17 protein-coding genes are annotated in these 18746 nt (G+C 41.2%); 14 read left to right on the top strand and 3 right to left on the bottom strand.

All coding sequences use genetic code 11. From position 1 onward, the window contains the following. Positions 1-58: 58 nt before the first annotated feature. The 6 genes from murC (at position 59) to lpxC (ending at position 8225) form a co-directional block, all read left to right on the top strand. Positions 59-1498: a UDP-N-acetylmuramate--L-alanine ligase gene (gene murC / locus DFP82_RS08520; RefSeq protein WP_110923300.1), complete on the top strand. Its 1440-nt coding sequence runs from the start codon at positions 59-61 to the stop codon at positions 1496-1498. 150 nt (positions 1499-1648) lie between these two features. After that, positions 1649-2617 carry a D-alanine--D-alanine ligase gene (locus tag DFP82_RS08515; RefSeq protein WP_110923344.1) on the top strand — a complete coding sequence of 323 codons (969 nt, stop codon included), beginning with the start codon at positions 1649-1651 and terminating at the stop codon, positions 2615-2617. Between the two features lie 487 nt (positions 2618-3104). Next, positions 3105-3905 carry a cell division protein FtsQ/DivIB gene (locus DFP82_RS08510; RefSeq protein ID WP_110923299.1) on the top strand — a complete coding sequence of 267 codons (801 nt, stop codon included), beginning with the start codon at positions 3105-3107 and terminating at the stop codon, positions 3903-3905. Positions 3906-4083: 178 nt separating this feature from the next. Further along, positions 4084-5376 carry a cell division protein FtsA gene (gene ftsA, locus DFP82_RS08505; RefSeq protein WP_220034727.1) on the top strand — a complete coding sequence of 431 codons (1293 nt, stop codon included), beginning with the start codon at positions 4084-4086 and terminating at the stop codon, positions 5374-5376. 249 nt (positions 5377-5625) lie between these two features. Continuing rightward, entirely contained in the window at positions 5626-6831 is a 1206-nt protein-coding gene (ftsZ, locus tag DFP82_RS08500; protein ID WP_110923297.1) for a cell division protein FtsZ, read from the top strand. Positions 6832-7307: 476 nt separating this feature from the next. Then, positions 7308-8225, top strand: a complete 918-nt coding sequence (gene lpxC / locus DFP82_RS08495; RefSeq protein ID WP_181416276.1) for a UDP-3-O-acyl-N-acetylglucosamine deacetylase — start codon at positions 7308-7310, stop codon at positions 8223-8225. 297 nt (positions 8226-8522) lie between these two features. Here the strand turns inward: lpxC and DFP82_RS08490 are convergent, their stop codons facing one another. Next, complete coding sequence (locus DFP82_RS08490) at positions 8523-9038, bottom strand: hypothetical protein (protein ID WP_110923295.1); 516 nt, start codon at positions 9036-9038, stop codon at positions 8523-8525. 249 nt (positions 9039-9287) lie between these two features. On the opposite strand from DFP82_RS08490, the gene DFP82_RS08485 reads away from it, so the two are divergent. Then, complete coding sequence (locus DFP82_RS08485; RefSeq protein ID WP_110923294.1) at positions 9288-10016, top strand: CHAP domain-containing protein; 729 nt, start codon at positions 9288-9290, stop codon at positions 10014-10016. Positions 10017-10191: 175 nt separating this feature from the next. Here DFP82_RS08485 and DFP82_RS08480 read toward each other — a convergent pair whose 3' ends face one another. Together DFP82_RS08480 and DFP82_RS08475 are read right to left on the bottom strand one after the other, a co-directional pair. Further along, positions 10192-10923: a DOMON domain-containing protein gene (locus DFP82_RS08480; RefSeq protein WP_245905686.1), complete on the bottom strand. Its 732-nt coding sequence runs from the start codon at positions 10921-10923 to the stop codon at positions 10192-10194. Between the two features lie 306 nt (positions 10924-11229). Next, the gene (locus DFP82_RS08475; protein ID WP_110923293.1) at positions 11230-11541 is read right to left on the bottom strand and encodes a YhbY family RNA-binding protein; all 312 of its coding nucleotides are present in this window, start codon (positions 11539-11541) and stop codon (positions 11230-11232) included. Positions 11542-11864: 323 nt separating this feature from the next. Here DFP82_RS08475 and DFP82_RS08470 point away from each other — a divergent pair, with 323 nt between their 5' ends. The 7 genes from DFP82_RS08470 to DFP82_RS08440 all read left to right on the top strand — a co-directional run bounded on the left by DFP82_RS08470 (position 11865) and on the right by DFP82_RS08440 (position 18546). Beyond that, positions 11865-12497: an RlmE family RNA methyltransferase gene (locus tag DFP82_RS08470; RefSeq protein WP_110923292.1), complete on the top strand. Its 633-nt coding sequence runs from the start codon at positions 11865-11867 to the stop codon at positions 12495-12497. Positions 12498-12883: 386 nt separating this feature from the next. Further along, the gene (ftsH, locus tag DFP82_RS08465; RefSeq protein WP_110923291.1) at positions 12884-14779 is read left to right on the top strand and encodes an ATP-dependent zinc metalloprotease FtsH; all 1896 of its coding nucleotides are present in this window, start codon (positions 12884-12886) and stop codon (positions 14777-14779) included. Positions 14780-14935: 156 nt separating this feature from the next. Beyond that, positions 14936-15832: a dihydropteroate synthase gene (gene folP, locus DFP82_RS08460; protein ID WP_110923290.1), complete on the top strand. Its 897-nt coding sequence runs from the start codon at positions 14936-14938 to the stop codon at positions 15830-15832. 133 nt (positions 15833-15965) lie between these two features. Then, positions 15966-16244 (top strand): FAD assembly factor SdhE, encoded by a 279-nt coding sequence (locus DFP82_RS08455; protein WP_110923289.1) that lies wholly within the window; start codon positions 15966-15968, stop codon positions 16242-16244. Positions 16245-16278: 34 nt separating this feature from the next. After that, positions 16279-16731, top strand: a complete 453-nt coding sequence (locus tag DFP82_RS08450; protein WP_227686680.1) for a hypothetical protein — start codon at positions 16279-16281, stop codon at positions 16729-16731. A gap of 259 nt (positions 16732-16990) precedes the next feature. Then, positions 16991-17704, top strand: coding sequence for a YidB family protein (locus DFP82_RS08445; RefSeq protein WP_110923287.1), 714 nt, complete (start codon positions 16991-16993; stop codon positions 17702-17704). Between the two features lie 89 nt (positions 17705-17793). Beyond that, positions 17794-18546: an IS5 family transposase gene (locus DFP82_RS08440; RefSeq protein WP_110923286.1), complete on the top strand. Its 753-nt coding sequence runs from the start codon at positions 17794-17796 to the stop codon at positions 18544-18546. The last annotated feature ends 200 nt before the right edge of the window (positions 18547-18746 follow it).

Below are 18746 nucleotides of genomic sequence, written 5' to 3'. Positions count from 1 at the left end.
TATAACTGATTATTCCGATTTACTACATTTTATTCGCCTTTAACCAAGAGAATTTATTATGCCTACCTCTGCGAAAGCGCTACCTAAACGTTTGATTGAAATACCAGAAATGCGCCGTATTCAGCATTTGCATTTTGTGGGTATTGGCGGCTCAGGGATGTGCGGTATCGCCGAGGTGATGAGCAATCAAGGTTATGAGGTAAGTGGTTCTGATATCGCTGAGAGCTTGGTAACTCGACGTTTACAGCAGATTGGTATTGAGATATCGATTGGTCATGACTCTAAAAACATTGCCAATGCTGATGTCATCGTCGTATCGTCAGCGATTGACCGTAGCAATCCTGAGATTAAAGCAGCACTCGAAGCGCGCTTACCTGTCGTTCGCCGTGCAGATATGTTGGGTGAGTTGATGCGTTATCGTCACAGTATTGCTGTTGCGGGTGCTCATGGCAAGACGACCACAACCAGCTTACTCACCACGATGATGGCAGAAGGCCAGCTCGATCCTACGTACGTGATTGGCGGTAAGCTTAATGCCTCTGGGAAAAATGCCGCGCTTGGTAGTAGTCGCTTTTTAGTCGCTGAAGCTGATGAGTCGGATGCATCATTTTTATCGTTGCATCCGATGGCTGCGATTGTGACGAATATCGATCAAGACCATATGGAAACTTATGAGAACAGCTTTGATAAATTAAAAGCAGCTTATATTCAGTTCCTACAAAACATGCCGTTTTATGGCTTGGCTGTGGTGTGCGGTGATGATCCAGAATTGTATGCGATGATTGATGATATTGGTCGCCCTGTACTGACTTTTGGTCTTGAGCCTTTTAATGATGTGCAAGGTGTTGATTTGGTGACTGAAGGCACTAAAACCCACTTTACTGTATTGCGCCGTGACCGTGAACCTTTACGTTTGACGCTCAATATTCCTGGTACTCACAACGTTTATAATGCGCTTGCTGCTATCACGATGGCGACCGATGAAGGTGTGGATGATGAAGCCATTAAGCGCGCCCTGCAAAAATTCGAAGGTGTTGGCCGTCGTTTTGAGCAGCATGCCTCTGTAGATATCGATGATGGCAACGTCCTATTGATTGATGATTATGGTCATCATCCAAAGGAAGTCGATGCGACTATTAAAGCTGCTCGTCAAAGTTTTCCTGATCGCCGTTTAGTCATGCTGTTTCAGCCGCATCGTTATAGCCGTACGCGTGACTGCTATGATGATTTTGTCGAAGTACTATCAAGCGTAGATGAGCTATTATTATTAGACGTATATTCAGCAGGTGAAACCCCAATTACAGGTGCTGATACCAAGTCATTGGCGCGTAGTATTCGTTTGCGCGGTGAAGTTGAACCTACGATTGTTGATAAGGACAATCTAGCGCCCGTGATGCAGCGTCTATTGAAAGCCAATGACATGTTGATTACTCAAGGCGCTGGTAACGTAGGGCAAATTTCTGTCGATTTGGCTGCAAACAACCTTTACATCAAGTAAGCTAAAAGAACTCTAGGAGTTATCCTCATGACGACGAACAATGATCAAAAACATGCAAAAAATACAGCCATGGATGCCGCTGAGGATAAGACAGCTATTATTAATCCAGAGCCAGCCCTAGCAGCAGTTGCACAAGCAGAGAAAAACAGTATGGAAAATAACCAGTCAGACCAAGAAGTATCATCAAATGTGGCTCCTAGCAAAGTAAAAGATGCCAGTGAGTTTGGTAAAGTTGCTGTCGTCTATGGTGGCAGTAGTAACGAGCGTAGCGTATCTTTAGACAGTGGCGCGGCTGTATTGCAAGCACTCCAAAACCAAGGCGTTGATGCCACTCATTTCGATCCTAAGCATCAAGACATCACTGAGCTACGCGCGTATGATCGCGTGTTCAATGTGCTGCATGGTCGCGGCGGCGAAGATGGCTTGCTACAAGGCGTGTTGCAGTGGTTTGATATTCCGCAGACAGGCTCAGGCATTTTGGCATCGGCACTGGGCATGGACAAAGTGCGCACTAAGCAATTGTGGCAAGGCTGCGGTGTGGCGACAGCCCCGTTTTCACTATTGACCGCAGATACCGACTGGCAGCAAGTGGTCAACATGTTAGGTTTGCCACTTATCATCAAACCTGTCCATGAAGGCTCAAGTATTGGCATGACGAAGGTCAACAATCTTGATGAGCTTCCAGCTGCCTATGCGACAGCGGTACAGTGTGGTGATGCGGTGATGGCGGAGCGCTGGATTACTGGTCGCGAGTTTACGATTGTTATTATCGATGACGAGGCTTATCCGGTCATTCGTCTTGAGCCTGCAGATATCACCAACTTCTATGATTTTGAAGCCAAGTACAATCGTAATGATACTAGCTACTATATTCCGTGTGGCTTGAGTGATGCTGATGAAAAGCACTTACAGGATTTGAGTCTTGCAGCATTCCGTGCTGTTGATGCAAAAGGTTGGGGACGTATCGATGCCATGCAAGATGAAGCAGGCAATTTCTGGTTGCTGGAAATCAATACTGTACCGGGTATGACCAGTCATAGCTTGGTCCCGATGGCAGCCAAGGCTCGAGGCATGGATTTTGATACGCTGTGCTGGCATATTTTGGCGCAGACAGTTTAGTTAGTTTTAAGTACTGCTGTATTAGTTCAAGTAGCTTCATTCAAGCAGCTTCATTCAGAAAGTGAGCTGCGTGAGTGAATTGAAAACGTCATCAGTAACGTTGGTCGCTTCTTACTCAAAATGAATAAGTTCTCTTGAAAAATCGAATTAATGTATCACTAGAGATGCTATATCACAACTTCATGTAAACTTGTGTAAATTCGCTGTTGCCAGTAAGGGTTAGGCTATTGTTTAACTATGAAATACGTTAATATTACATATTGTGGTTATATCTTGATGATGTTTAAGTTTTTATAAGAAAAAACCATAAGTTATCTATGAACTAAGAAAAATGTTACGTTTGAATAAGCGTAATAGCATCATATAAATTGTTTTAGCCAAAGACTTTGATAATATATCGACTTAATAGACCTCTGCATAATATATGTGGACTGACATCAATGAATAGCATAAGCCGTTTTATGCAAATATAGGGACACAGGTCGTTATGGCTCAAACTGTCAACGAGGTAACTGACTTGATGAGTGATACAGCCCGTCGCCCAAAATCTAAGCTCCAAGTACCAAATTCAGTCAAATACTTGTTTATGGCAATGGTATTGGGGTTGCTAGTACTGATATTGATTATGGGTGGCAAGGCTCTGCGTGATGCGCCGCCAGCTGCTATCCATGTCAATCATCAAGGTTTGACAGGCGTTCAATATCAGTCATTGCAACAAGTCATGGATCAGCAGAAGGTAAGCAGTTTTTTTACCTCTGATTTGCAAGCGTTAAGAGATATTACGATAGGTCTGGCTTGGGTGGATCAAGTAAGTGTTTCTCGTGATTGGCAGCGTGGCATTGTGGTGACTGCACTACCTAAACAGGCCGTTGCCAATTTTGGGACAGAACGTTTGGTTGATGCAAAAGGTACGGTTTTTGTTCCTGCTGATACTAAAGATCTGACGCAAGAAAAATTTGCTACTTTGCAAGGTGAGATAACTCAAGCACCCGTTATCATGCAACAGATGCAGCAAGTCAACGATTGGTACGCACCATTAGGTATACAGGTTGAAGATATTATTTTGTCACCAAGAATGACATGGTTGATTCGCTTTAATAATGGATTACGCGTCATCGTTGATAACGAAAATACTGCGCAAAAGCTACTGAATCTGAGTCAACTGCTTGGTAATCAACTAAGTGATCGTCGAGACCAGATACAATCGGTAGATTTGCGTTATAAAAATGGCTTTACCATTTCTGGAGATATGGTACAGCCAAAGAATGATGAAGCACCATCATCATAGATAGACAGAAGCAAAAACTGGTTAATATTTTGGCTTTTAGTATGAACTGTTTTGTTCGAACGGTTTTAATAGTATTTAGCATTGAGTACACAATTTTTTAGTGTATTGATAGCGATTTTTTAATGATCTAATGGAGACGTCATTTGGTCTCCTGTTTAGCGATAATTTGTCTGGTACCATGAAAAATACTGAAAATCTGGTTGTTGTCCATTTAAGTGCCACGGCAGTTTATGTCGTCATTGGCAATGTTGTCTCTGCAAAAGACATTCGCATCTTGGGCGTTGGGCAAGTTAAAAATAGCGATTTTTATCAAGGTCAAATAAAGCATCGTGAGCGTCTGCAAGGTGCTATCAAGCAAGCTATTCAAGAAGCAGAAGATACTGCCAATTGCCGTGTGCATAGTGTGTGGTTGACGTTGGCAACGCCTGAACTGTCTAGCAAAAACAGTACAGGTGATGTGCAAGTGGAAGAGGATGCTGTACGTGCCAAAGATATGGTACAAGCACTATCTAATGCCAAGTCACGCGATTTGCCACCGGACTATTACTTGATGCACTGCTGTCAGCAAGGTATTTACGTCAATGATCAAGACTTTATGGTTGATGATGCTATCGAAACAATGGCGCATAATATCTCCGTGATGTATCACATGATGATGATGCCAGTGTCTAGCCGCCAAAATATCCAAAAATTACTGCAAAGCTGTGACGTTGGTATTGACCATATTGTCTTCGATGCGGTGACCAGTGCTGAATATAGCTTGATGAGTGATGAGCGTCAACAAGGGGTGTGCTTGGTAGATATTGGTGCGAGTACCACCAGTATTTGTGTTTATAAAGAAAACAAATTGATATTTACCCATTGTATCGCAACGGGAAGCCATGAAGTCACGATGGATATCTCAGCTGACTTTGGCATATCAATGATTGAAGCTGAAAAGCTCAAAAAGACTCACGGTACTGTTGATGTTAATAGTGTTGATCCTAGCTCTTTCTTTATCTTTAAGCCGCAAGGGACAGGCGATGAAATTAATATCGGCATTTATAATCTAGCCCGTATTATCGAAGCTCGCTATGTCCAGATATTTACGGAAGTGGCTCGTCAATTACATGACGCAGATTTGATTGGTTATATAGACAAAGGCATCGTTCTCACTGGTGGTGGCAGCGCGGTTAAAGGTATGATACCTTTTGCCAAAAAATTGCTAAAAATGCCGGTGGTGCTGACCAATATACATCCTGCTATCAGTGCTTATAATCATTTTGATAATGATGAATCGTTCAAGCAGCTGAATATTCAGGTAAATGATCGTGCTTACCAGACAGCATTTGGTACGCTACTTTACAGTCAGAGCGAACAGTTCCGTCGTAGCGAAAAGAGTGAGCCTGAAGCGATTCAAAAGAATCGAGTCACTGGTGTTTTTCAAAGTGCAGGGCAACGTTTTGCTAGTGTACTGAAAAAGATATTGTAGATTTTTTGGTAAAATATTGAGAATGCTAATATTCTTGTAGAGTTTACCTAAATTATTCAAGCAGAAAACGAAGTAATATAAAAAGTAATACCCTTTGCGATGATGACCTATTGTTATCTATGCTGAAAGATTTAAGCCATAACCCTATTTTATTTAAATACATTTATATATAGTATGTCGATAGTGCGCCATATGAGTGCGTTACCACGTATCAATCATCACGCTATCTGCAACTGGAGAATCCTTTTTATGTCAAAATACACCATGCCAGATGATAACCAGCTTCAAAACAACGGCCAAGCGAGCTTCACTGTATTCGGTGTGGGCGGCGGCGGCGGTAATGCAGTTGAACATATGGTACAGCAAGGGATTAGAGGTGTGACATTTGTTTGTGCTAATACGGATAAACAAGCACTTGATCGTCTAACAGCGCCGCATAAACTACAATTGGGTGCAAAGACGAACCGTGGTCTAGGTGCTGGTGCCAATCCAGAAGTTGGACGTGAAGCAGCAGAAAGCGAAGAAGAAGCTATCCGTGCGTTACTTGAACATGCAGATATGGTATTTATTACTGCTGGTATGGGTGGCGGTACAGGTACTGGTGCAGCACCGGTGGTTGCTCGTATTGCTAAAGAAATGGAAGTGTTAACAGTTGCAGTAGTGACCACGCCATTCAAATTTGAAGGTGGTAAACGTATTAAAGCGGCTAAAGCCGGTATTGAGCAGCTAACCAATTTCGTTGACTCTATCATCACTATTCCAAACGACAAGTTGATGAGTGTCTACGGTAATATCTCTATGCAAGATGCTTTCAAAAAAGCAGATGATGTATTATTGCATGCGGTTCAAGGTATTGCTGAAACCATCGCTAGCGAAGGTATGATCAATATCGATTTCAACGATATCCGTACTGCTATGACTGCTAAAGGTCATGCGATGATGGGTATTGGCCGTGCAAGTGGTGATGATCGTGCACGTCAAGCGACTGAAAAAGCCATCAGATCTCCATTACTTGATGATTTACGCTTAGAGAATGCTAAAGGTCTACTGGTCAACGTGATTTCTTCTGAATCACTATCATTAGATGAGATGAGCAAGATCAGTGTCATCGTTGAAGAAATCACTGATATTGATGATGCTCATATTTTCTATGGTTCAGTTATCGATGAAAAAATGGGTGATGACTTGCATGTGACAGTCATTGCAACGGGTCTGACTTTAGATGAAAATGCTGGCCAAGAACCTGAAGTAGTGGAGCAGCCAGTACCTTCTGTGAACAGCACTCAGCCTGTTGATCCTAATGTACATACCAGTGCTTTGAACAGCCAAAAGCAGTCACAAGCTCAAATGTATCAAGATACCTCTGCTACTGTACGTTCTAACGCGCCTCAAGAACAAGCTAAGACCAAAACCAACAGTATTCAAGACTATCTAAAACGCCAACAAAATAAATAATATTTTGAGATGTTTTTAAATAGAGTAAAAAAGCCAGCGTTAAATCGCTGGCTTTTTTGTGGCCGTAGATAAAGTATGTCTGTTTGCAAAGAGGTTATTCTATAGTTTCTATCGATAGGAATAGCGCTTTGTGGATAGCTAATCATTAATAAATAGTAGTATGAGACATTTTTTGATAATAAATATAGACTTCAATATATAGTTGATTCAGTTTAAAAAAGATACAAGGCAACCGAGTGCAGATGTATATGTGATACTTCAAGCGAGGTTAACGCTGTAACTCTTTTATAGAGGATTGACTATAGCTATTTATACAGAGATAGTTATGTCAATAGAGCATAGAAATAGTTTCGGTTTGGTGCGATAAGTGTTATCAATCAAGGAGATAAGGAAAATAGCGAGTTTTAACTGTGGCGAACTAGGGGCCTGTAATGGTACACTATGGCAATTGTAACAAAATATGTGAGAAGACAGTCATGAACCAAAGAACCATAAAAACTGCGATAGCTATTACAGGTACTGGTCTTCATAGTGGTCAGCCTGTTGACTTAGAATTTCATCCGCAACCTGTAAATACAGGTATTGTTTTCGAGCGCTCTGATATCGAAGGCAGTCAGCCAATTCCAGCCAGTGCCTTTTTAGTACAAGACACCATGATGTCATCAAACCTAGTATTCGGTGGCACACGAGTGGGTACAGTTGAGCATCTATTGAGTGCAATTGCTGGACTTGGTGTAGACAACCTTTTAATCCGTGTCTCTGCTTCAGAGATTCCGATTATGGACGGTAGTGCTGCACCTTTTGTTGCATTGCTACTTGATGCAGGGTTTTGTGAACAAGACGCTTTGAAAAAGTTTATTAAGATAACAAGACCAGTACGTGTAAAAGTCGACGATAAATGGGCAGAGCTGCGCCCGTATGAAGGGTTTGAATTAAATTTCGAAATTGATTTTGATCACCCTGCTATTGATAAGAATTTTCAGCATGCACAACTGCAGTTTTCAACGCAAAATTTCATTGAACAGTTGAGCTCAGCACGTACTTTTGGATTTTTACGTGATATTGAGGCATTACGCCAGAATAATTTGGCGTTAGGTGGCAGTATGGACAATGCTATCGTCATAGATGAAGCCAATATTCTTAACGAAGAAGGCTTACGTTTCAATGATGAGTTTGTTCGTCATAAAATTTTAGATGCGCTAGGTGATCTATATCTGATTGGTTATCCAATTTTAGGTCGTTTTAACGCTTATAAGTCTGGTCATGCATTAAATAACTTGTTAGTGCGTGAAATACTATCTGATCATGATAACTTTGAAATTGTAACTTTTGATGACAATGTAACCTGTCCTATCGAGTATCTTCCTCTGAAAGGGATGGCTGTTGAAGGGTGAAGAGAGGGATATACACGAAGTATCGAAACATTGACGCAATATTACATAGCTCTACGATAATTACATTCCTATAATATTCTATAATTTAAATATAGGGTCGCGATTATTTTGATAATTTCTCTTTAGAGTAGAGAATACAAAAGCTGTAGGTAGTTTTCCAATCATCTGTCGGTGATATTCATATTATGAATAGCGCTAGTAGATGATTTTTTTTGTTGGCTTCATTACAAAATCTCAGCGTTGTTGGCCAGTTTTTACGTTTTTGTTTACATAACTTTACATGTTAGGGTCAGTTTTTTAAGAATTTATCAAGCGCAAAAGTGCTTTTTTGAGTTTTTCATCAGTGGTGACATGCTCTGCAGCCTGTGATATAGTCCGCTTTATGTTTTGGCTAAGGGCCTGATTTTCATTGGCTTTCTGAGTCTTTGACAAGACTGCAGATGATGTTGACGATTGTTTAGATGAATAATTATCAGCCGATTTGCTAGCTACTACGACGCGGATTTGCTTGAGTTGTTTAAATGTAATGGACTGCTCTGTCAGTACCTGCAAATAAGAACTTTGCAAATACCGTATGTGATTAGCAGCAGTCATCGAGCCAACGCTAAGAATTAGTTGCTCAGAAGTAAAGCCTACGACCCAACAGGTATTGAGGATTTCCTCAGGTAGACAGTCTACCAATAGCTCTTTTACCTCATTGGTCGTTTCTATATATAGTCTCATGTTGTCAGCAAGTGTTTGGGGTAGTGCGCTACCAGCAAAAGCTTGATGATCAATAAGTTGGGCAAGCCGGTTGGGCTGTTTTTTTGACATCGTAATGACTCATCTAATAGGTGACAAAATCGATATTCATAACAGACATGCTAAAGCGATATATGGCAAACGATTTACATGAGAGTTGACTAAATGAATGCTGATAGCAGCATTAGTCACTACAGAAGAAAGAGCAGGCTGTTGTCATAAGGATTTTATCATGTTTGTTTAATGATAATGTCCACTAAATTAATTGATGCTTCGTCAAGGATGACGAGCTGTCTTGCATTAACAATAGGTAGTAAATTTATGAAACAAGCTTTATTAATTTTGTCAGTATTGGGAATGGGTATAGCACAGGCAAGTGGTGCTGTCGAAACAACCTTTCAACCAAATAATACCTTGAGTCATACCACCACAAATATCTCTACTTCTGCGACCTATGGTTCTAGTCGTAATATCTATAGCACGAACAGTGGTGCTCATGTATATAGTAACGATGAGATCAGCCAAGCCATTGATAATCTAAGCGCACATGCTAAGCAAAAAGAATATCAGCTTGCCTCGCTAACCAGCCGCCTATCTTATGAGCAGCGTCAGCAACAAGCAAAATCAATTCCAGATCGTTTTTCTGCCCCTGCTATTGCAGCAGCAAATGCATCACGCGTCGCTTTGTCTAGAAGCTCTGGCTACTGTGCTCGTTATGTACGTAAAGCGCTACAATCAGCTGGTTACGAATTTACGCCGAACCCTTCAGCTTATCAATATGCCTCTCGTGGCACACTAGCTCAAGCAGGCTTTACCAAAATCAGTAATGATATGCAGCCACAAGTTGGTGATGTCGTGGTTTATAACCGTACTTCAAGTCGTCCACATGGTCACATTCAGATCTTTGATGGCAATGACTGGGTATCTGATTTCCGTCAAAACAGCATCAGCCCATATAGTGGTAACTATAGCTATACCACATGGCGCGATTCGCAGTATGTTGATGATGCATCAGACCGTGGCATCTATCTTGCGATGGCTGATAAGTAGTCAGTTAAGTACACGCAATCATCTGCTAAGCAAACTGTTTTCTCTAAACTCAGTAATGTTCTTTATGACATTGCTGGGTTTTTTTATATTTTAAACATCAAGTTTAAGTGAGAGTAATGTTTATAGGTTTTTCTACTTGAAGGGCTGTTTAAACAATGTCATCCATATGATATGGCTAAAGTTCAAATCTAGACCAGTACTGGTGATTATGAAAATCAGGCGGTGAGGCATGACTGGTTGCGAAGTATAAAGGCGTCTTGTCCAACCACAAGATGACGCATGGATGTATTTGCTCAATGATAGTGTTATTGATAGCATATTTCAGATGCGAGTCAGACAGTTGAGTCAGTGGCACGTTGAAGCTTCGCTCGTAACTATTCGGTTTAATTAGCGTGTTTAATTGTCTGAGTAAATCCATGTTTACGGACGTGCTTTGCTGCTTTGGCTTGTTAGTCCATTCAATAGAAGCACGCGTGTGTCCATCGTCTTGGTACAAAGGTGCCGGTGGTAATGTCGCAGGGTTGCGGTAACTATCAAATTGATAGAGTGCATAACGACCATCTGGATTGGCATTAATCTCAATATAAGATGTTGTATGCTCGGTAACAGCGTGAGAGTTGATAACACTACCAGTGATAAAGCACTCAAGGCAGGTCTCTTCCCATAAGTAATCAGAAAATCCGACCTGTTCAGGTTGCCACATCGGCCAGTTTAATTTATCTGCTAGCATTTGGTTAGGCAAAGTAATGTGGTAAGTCAGCTGCAGACATATTCCAGGGTATTGAACAATATTAGCACTTACCTGAACACAGATACGCTTGAGATCCTCTAAAGTTACGCCAAGTTGTTGTGCATCACTTGCGATCGTTTCGTTTGCTATGCAAAGGTCAAAGGTTTGATTCATCATTTTATAAAACTCAAAAATAATATAGTTAATTCAATTTCAAAGAGAGTTACGGTAACTGAGTACAGAGGTATACTTGATACTTCACTCGAGGTTAACGCTGTCACTTTTTTATAGAGGATTGACTATAATGAGAAAGCTATATTGATTGTGTGATTTAGCATTATAAAACAGGAAAATCGATGAGAGTAGACAATATAAAAGCCGCGAGCAAGTTGCATCGCGGCTTTTATATTTTACCGTAAGGGTCCGGCTATGATATGAGATTTTACGGTATGATATTTCTTAAACTAAATGTGCCATCACACATTACTGTGCGTGACGTGCTAAGTTAGACAGTTTTGGGTTGGCGTTCGGGTTTTTGCGTAGTAACAGTGCCATACGACCAATTGAATGTACCAAAGATGCTTTAGCAGCAGTTGCAAGCTCAGCGCCAATGACATCACGTTCTTGCTTAGTGCCTGATGGTAGTTTTACTTTAATAAGTTCATGATCTGTTAGAGCACGATTAATTTCTTCAATGATGGTTGGAGTAATACCTTTGTTGCCAATCATGACAATCGGTTTCAGTTCGTGACCAATGCCTCTTAGGCGTTTGATTGTAGCGTTATCGAGTTCCATAGAATTCCTAAGTGTTGATAAAAATAAATGACAATGCTATTGAGAGCAGTTGATGACCATTATAAATAATCTGTGGTCAACTTGCATGAGATCAGCAGGATTTTGCACGATTTTACGTGATGAAAATGTTAAACTGAATGTTTAGCCACATTATAAACGCTACTGTCTTATAAAACAGTGTTTTAACCAATAGAATTTGTTCAGTTTAAGACAAGAGAACAAATCAATGGTCTCATTGAGTCCATCTTTACAGCATTTTATAAATGTAGTGGCTATTTCATCAGTATGTATTAGTGTTTTGCAAAGCAATAGGAGCAGGTATTTTGGCCACGCGTATCGAAAATAAAAAATTGTCAAAGAGTAGTAGCGCTTGGATGAAAGAGCACATTGACGATCATTATGTGCAAAAGGCTCATAAAGATGGCTATCGTGCCCGTGCTGCCTATAAATTATTAGAAATCAATGAGAAAACCAGCCTGATTAAAAAAGGCATGACGGTCGTAGATTTGGGTAGTGCTCCTGGTAGTTGGTCACAAGTCGCTGGTCAATTGGTAGGCGAGCAAGGCATCTTGATTGCCTCTGATATTTTGGCTATGGATACTTTGCCTGATGTTACCTTTATCCAAGGTGACTTTCGTGAAGCAGAAGTGTTTGATAGTATCATGGCAGAAGTTGGCGATAGGCAGGTCGATGTGGTGTTGTCTGATATGGCGCCCAATACGGCAGGTAATAGCGCGATTGATCAGCCGCGTATGATGTACTTATGTGAATTGGCCGTGGATTTTGCTTTGGCAACCTTACCAGAAGGTGGCGCGCTCATTATGAAAGTGTTTCAAGGTGAAGGAACACAAGAATTACGCAAGCAGATGCAGCAGGATTTTAGTAAAATCCGTAGTATCAAGCCAGGCGCTTCTAGGCCGCGTTCAAAAGAGATGTTTTGGATAGCGATTAAATAGTTTTAACTTTGATGGGTTATTGCCATTGTAAGCGGGATATTGTGTCACCATTAAGTATATCTATTAGAATATTAAAAACGTTACAATCGTTGATTGAATAATAGCGATACCTGCTTGAATTATGCAGGTTAGTACCACATATCATGGTATATTAACTTTGTCTTAGGCAAAGTCGTCTGACAATAAGCGCTTGATAAGCTCATCTACGATAGCTTCATATATCATTGATATTTATAACTTGTTAAACCTGTTTTATAAGACATTTGACATGTATAAGCCCCAATCAGAAAACTCTGACATTGATAGGTTTATGAAAAATGAGCGATACGTTTATAGACGTCACGTGTTTAATAGACACACCAATAAGTAAGGGATGGGAATAACTAGTGAGCGACATGGTAAAAAATACCTTATTGTGGCTGGTGGTAATCGGCGTTTTAGTGCTGGTGTTTAGCGGCTTCGATCAATCATCTGAGCCGGATAGCCTTAACTACTCTGAGTTTGTGACCGCTGTGTCAGAAAACCAAGTAGCCAGTGTTGAAATTGACGGCGAAGAGATCACCGGCGAGAAGAAAAATGGCTCAGCTTTTGAGACCATTAGACCTGCTATATCAGATGACGAGCTGATGCCACTGCTACGTGAAAACCAAGTCGAAGTTCAAGGAACTGCACCAAAGCGCCAAAGCGTATTGATGCAATTATTGATCGCCAGCTTCCCAATTCTATTGATTATTGGTCTGTTCTTATTCTTCATGCGTAATATGCAAGGCGGCGCAGGCGGAAAAGGCGGCGGCCCTATGAGCTTTGGTAAATCAAAAGCTAAGATGCTGACCGAAGATCAAATCAACGTCAACTTTGAAGACGTGGCTGGTTGTGAAGAAGCCAAAGAAGAAGTCGTGGAAGTGGTTGAGTTTTTACGTGCTCCAGATAAATTCACGAAGTTAGGCGCAACCATTCCACGTGGTATTCTGATGGTAGGCCCTCCGGGTACTGGTAAGACGCTACTAGCAAGAGCCATTGCTGGTGAAGCTAAAGTACCATTCTTCTCTATCTCAGGTTCTGATTTCGTTGAGATGTTTGTCGGTGTCGGTGCATCACGTGTACGTGACATGTTCGAACAAGCAAAGAAAAGTGCACCATGCATTATCTTTATTGATGAAATTGATGCAGTCGGTCGTCATCGCGGCTCCGGTATGGGCGGCGGTAATGATGAGCGCGAACAGACACTGAATCAGCTATTGGTTGAGATGGATGGCTTCGAAGGTAATGAAGGCGTTATCGTTATTGCTGCGACTAACCGTGCTGATGTTCTTGATAAGGCTCTATTACGCCCAGGCCGTTTTGATCGTCAGGTACAAGTAGGCTTGCCAGATATCAAAGGCCGTGAGCAAATCTTAAAAGTTCATTTGAAGAAATTGCCAAACACGATTAGTGTGGATGCAAGTTCTCTTGCTCGCGGTACACCTGGATTCAGTGGTGCACAGCTTGCTAACCTTGTAAACGAAGCCGCATTATTTGCAGCCCGTCGTAACAAGACTAGCGTCGATATGAATGACTTTGAAGATGCTAAAGACAAGTTGTATATGGGTCCAGAGCGTAAATCTATGGTGATACGCGAAGAAGAGCGCCGTGCGACTGCGTATCATGAAGCAGGTCATGCGTTAGTAGCTGAACTATTACCGGGTACAGATCCTGTGCATAAAGTTACTATTATGCCTCGTGGTTTTGCCCTTGGTGTCACCTGGCAGTTGCCTGAGCACGATCAGACCAGTATGTATAAATCGAAGATGTTGAGTGACATTGCTATTTTGTTCGGTGGTCGTATCGCCGAAGAAGTGTTTATCAATCAAATGTCGACGGGTGCTTCGAACGACTTTGAACGCGCCACTAAAATGGCACGTGCGATGGTGACGAAGTATGGTATGTCTGATGCCCTTGGTATTATGGTGTACGAAGATGATGACAACTCACAAGGCTATTTCGGCGGTGGTGGTCGTACGATCTCTGAAGCCACTCAGCAAAAGGTTGATGAAGAAGTACGCCGTATGCTAGAAGAGCAGTACGATATCGCTCGTGAATTGATTGAAGCCAATCAAGACAAAATGCATGCCATGGTTGAGGCTCTCATGAATTGGGAAACCATCGATCGTGACCAACTGCAAGATATCCTAGCAGGTGAAGCACCGCGTCCACCGAGAGTCTATCAGCATAACGAAGTCAATCTGTCAAAGAATGACATCAAAACAACGGGCACAACACCGCCACCATTACCAGCGATGTAGCGTTTGGTTTATAAATTCTCTATAAGAAAGCCCTTTATATAAAGGGCTTTTTTATTGTCATTGTTTTATGAAGGATTTAGGGCCGAGTAAGATTTACTGGTATCATGAGCATAGACAGTAATAATTAAAATTGTTCTTATGAGAGATAAATGGGTTATGTCATTATTCCAAGCCTTACCTGACTACAATATATCTAGTCGTGATAAAACTTTAGATTTATCAATACCTCATGTTATGGGTATACTTAATGTCACGCCAGATTCATTCTCGGATGGTGGGCAGTTCAATGCAGTGGATAAGGCTATTCAGCATTGTCAGAAAATGATCAATGAAGGCGCGACTATTATTGATATTGGCGGAGAGTCTACTCGCCCAAATGCGGATGCTGTCGTTACGAGTGATGAGATGCATCGCGTCGTACCTGTTGTTCAAGCCATTAGACAATCTTTTGGAAATGATATTTGGCTGTCTATCGATACCAGTAATCCAGCAGTTATGGAAGCCGCATTTGAAGCTGGTGCTGACATATGGAATGACGTACGGGCTCTAAAGCGTGTTGGTGCTGCAGAGCTAGCGGCTAAGCTTGATATACCTGTTATGCTAATGCATATGCGCGGTGAGCCGACGACGATGAATGACTTGGCACAGTATGATAATGTAATAGATGATGTGAGTACTGAGCTAGGAGCCCGTATTGACGAGGTAATCAGTATCGGCGTCAAACGTGAAAAAATTATTATCGACCCAGGTTTTGGTTTTGCGAAAAACTATGAGCATCACTGTGCGTTATTAAGTCAGTTGAGCAGCTTACAGTCACTAGGTTTGCCAATGATGTTTGGCATTTCACGTAAGCGGTTTTTAGCGGAAGTATTGACCAAAAGTGGGGTTCAAGCCGTGAATACGATGCAAGCGGTAGAGCGTGATTCAGCAGGAATGGCAGCAGGTATTTTTGCGCTACAACAAGGGGCAAGTATCATTCGCACGCATAATGTGACGATGATGCAGCAAGCGGTAGCGCTATGGAGTCAGTTGTCTGAGTATGACCGTCACTAATAGGCTTTTATACTCGTTTACGCTGTTGTCCAATGCTATAGGTATTTTATGCTTTATTTAAAGAAATAAAAAACGATTTTAGAAACATCTAAATACACCATTAAAAACTATTTAAATTAACGAAGGTAGCTTTATGACCACCACACAACCAGAACCAACCAACGAGCAACGCCGTATTATTTATCAAGCCCGCCGTGGACTCAAAGAATTGGATTTCTATATTGATCTTTATGTCAAAGAGTTATATCTGACGGCATCACCTGAAGAGCAAAATACATTTGCAGAAATGTTAACTCACGAAGATCCTGATTTATTAGATTATTTTACCAACCAAAACCGTCCAGAAAGCGAAGATATATGGGCGCTAGTGAATAAAATTAAGACATGGCGTCATACTAAAGATTTGGCTTAATGCTTTATATTTACTGGGGCACTAAAATATAACTATGGCAACTTCGCTACGTATTGATACTGCTATTAAGCCTGCTAGCTATTTGCGCGTGTTGCTGTATATGAGTTTGACGAGTGCCATGGTTATACTCGCATGGCTTGCTCCTTTAAACGTATGGCAGTATGTCATTATCTCAATAGTGGCAGCAGCGGTTACTGGGTATTTGATATTATCACGGCCTGTACTATTGCATATGAGCCAGCCGCCCCTGAGTCAGCGTGTTGATAGAGGTTGGCAGCTAATGATTAAGACAAGTCGCGGTGATGAGCTGTGGCAGGCACAAATGGTCAAGGTTCATAATTATCGGTGGGCTATGAGCTTTGAGTTCAATATTGTAGAACCCTATCAACGTTCTTTATCAATGACAGTATTTTGTGATCAAGTGAGCGCTGAGCAGTGGCGAGAATTGAATATTTTAGCCAATGTGAGCTCTGCTAAAAGCAAGTAGGTGGTTGTTATTTCAGTCCTTGAATGGCAGTTTTGGTATTTCAACTCTTTCAATTTTAGATTTTTTACAAGGTTGATGAATGACTACAGGTTATAACAAAACAGCTCTCTCAATAGTGAAAGCAATTTGTTATTTTGTAAGCGTAAAGTACGTCATTTAAGAGATCTATACAGTCTTCAGATACTGATTAAATTTTAGTATATTAAAACAATATAGTGATTCTTTTAAAATAAATAATATGATAAAAAAGGAGTAGAGTATGAGCTTGTTAGGGAATTTAGTGAGCCAAGTTGCCCGTAGTGCGATGAATCCAGAAAGTACACAGCGTAATCCTACCGACCAAAGCGCGAACTCGCGTGGTACTGGTGGTCTGGGTGATATATTGGGCAGTGTATTAGGTGGAAGCAATCAGACCAGTACTAATAATTCACAAAATAATCGTCAGGCCGATAATGGTTTTGGTTTGGATGATATTCTGGGTGGTCTGACGGGAAGCACTCAAAGCGGTGGTATGAGCTCAGGGGCTGGTGGCTTAGGAGATATCTTAGGTAGTGTATTGGGTGGCGGTCAAAAACAAAGTGGCAGCTTTGGTGGGAAAAGCATGCTAATAGCTGCATTGATGCCAATGGTACTCAGCTGGATCAAGCGTAATGGTGGCTTAAGTGGTGCATTATCGAAAATTACTGCTATGGGTCATGAAAGCAAAGCGCGATCTTGGATGAGTAGTCAAGAAACTAACGATAACCTTGACCCTAATGATATCAATCGCTTGTTTGATGAAGATGAAATTCAACAAGTAGCTGCGCATACCGGTGCCAATGATGCAGAAGTACGTCAGGGTCTCGCTGAACTACTGCCTGAAGTGATGAATCAGTTAACACCAAATGGTAACTTAGATACTGAAAATGAAGCCAATGAAGAGATTGACCAAATCATTAGCCAATTATCTAACCGTCTTGGTAATTTCAAATAGGGCGTGTTGAACATTGGTAATAAAACGATGGCAAAAAAATAGCAAACGGTTAATCTTTAAGTTCTCACACAAAAAAGACATCGTTTGCTATGCCTCGTACAATGCTCAAAGATCAACACTGGACAAGACTAAGACCTATATTACTAGAACTTAATATCTATGACAAAGGGAATCTTAGACAAACAGTCGAAGGCGTATTATATCGTATGCGTGTTGGCTGTCCTTGGCGTGATCTGCCACCTTACTTTGGTAAGCCTAATACCGTCTACAAGGCTTATCAGCGTTGGTTTCGTAGCAATAAACTGATTGCGCTGTTCGCTTTATTAACGAAAGACTCAGACTGTGAATGGGTGTTTATCGATGGCACACACATCAAAGCACATCAGCACAGTAATGGTAGCAATGAGGTGGAACAAGCCATTAGTAAAAGTGTGGCAGGACGCGCCACCAAGATTCATTTGGCGGTTGATGCTCACGGCAACCCTATTACTTTTATCTTATCAGATGGTACGACTCACGATGTAAAGGTGGCTCCAGACTTAGTTGATAAGATTAATTTAAGTGGTACAGATATGCTATGTGCCGATAAGGGCTATGATTCTGATCCGCTGCGAGACCATATTGAACAAGCAGGTTGCTTTAATAATATTCCTCGAAAACAGAATAACAAGTCCACCAATAACCATATGGACTGGCACTTGTACAAGGCTAGACACTTAGTAGCAAATGCTTTTGCTAAGTTAAAAAACTACAGGGCGGTTGCAACTAGATTTGATAAGCTCAAGCAAAGTTATGAGAATACGGTGGCTCTCGCTTGTGCTTATCTTTGGTTGAAACTTTGAATGTTCAACACGGCCTAGTCTTTTATAAAATAAATTTTTATTTGCAAAATTAGACATATCAATGAAAGCATAATAGAAAAACAGCCCGTCACTAGACGGGCTGTTTTTTTATAGCTTATACATGAATACCATATTTAGCAGAACAGTCGTCACTAACTTGTTTTTTAATCTAAATAGATATGTTAAAAACAGTAAACAAT

The sequence above is a fragment of the Psychrobacter fozii genome, from assembly GCF_003217155.1.
In the GTDB taxonomy this organism is placed as follows: Bacteria; Pseudomonadota; Gammaproteobacteria; order Pseudomonadales; family Moraxellaceae; genus Psychrobacter; species Psychrobacter fozii.
This window is presented reverse-complemented; position numbering and strand designations above follow the sequence as displayed.

Bases quoted from the DNA above. Each gene is read 5' to 3' on its own strand.
- lpxC (WP_181416276.1), top strand. From the start codon at position 7,308: ATGAACCAAAGAACCATAAAAACTGCGATAGCTATTACAGGTACTGGT.
- folP (WP_110923290.1), top strand. From the start codon at position 14,936: ATGTCATTATTCCAAGCCTTACCTGACTACAATATATCTAGTCGTGAT.
- DFP82_RS08515 (WP_110923344.1), top strand. From the start codon at position 1,649: ATGGAAAATAACCAGTCAGACCAAGAAGTATCATCAAATGTGGCTCCT.
- murC (WP_110923300.1), top strand. From the start codon at position 59: ATGCCTACCTCTGCGAAAGCGCTACCTAAACGTTTGATTGAAATACCA.
- DFP82_RS08450 (WP_227686680.1), top strand. From the start codon at position 16,279: ATGGCAACTTCGCTACGTATTGATACTGCTATTAAGCCTGCTAGCTAT.
- DFP82_RS08440 (WP_110923286.1), top strand. From the start codon at position 17,794: ATGCCTCGTACAATGCTCAAAGATCAACACTGGACAAGACTAAGACCT.
- DFP82_RS08480 (WP_245905686.1), bottom strand. From the start codon at position 10,923: ATGATGAATCAAACCTTTGACCTTTGCATAGCAAACGAAACGATCGCA.
- DFP82_RS08485 (WP_110923294.1), top strand. From the start codon at position 9,288: ATGAAACAAGCTTTATTAATTTTGTCAGTATTGGGAATGGGTATAGCA.
- ftsA (WP_220034727.1), top strand. From the start codon at position 4,084: ATGAAAAATACTGAAAATCTGGTTGTTGTCCATTTAAGTGCCACGGCA.
- DFP82_RS08455 (WP_110923289.1), top strand. From the start codon at position 15,966: ATGACCACCACACAACCAGAACCAACCAACGAGCAACGCCGTATTATT.
- DFP82_RS08475 (WP_110923293.1), bottom strand. From the start codon at position 11,541: ATGGAACTCGATAACGCTACAATCAAACGCCTAAGAGGCATTGGTCAC.
- DFP82_RS08445 (WP_110923287.1), top strand. From the start codon at position 16,991: ATGAGCTTGTTAGGGAATTTAGTGAGCCAAGTTGCCCGTAGTGCGATG.
- DFP82_RS08510 (WP_110923299.1), top strand. From the start codon at position 3,105: ATGGCTCAAACTGTCAACGAGGTAACTGACTTGATGAGTGATACAGCC.
- ftsZ (WP_110923297.1), top strand. From the start codon at position 5,626: ATGTCAAAATACACCATGCCAGATGATAACCAGCTTCAAAACAACGGC.
- DFP82_RS08490 (WP_110923295.1), bottom strand. From the start codon at position 9,038: ATGTCAAAAAAACAGCCCAACCGGCTTGCCCAACTTATTGATCATCAA.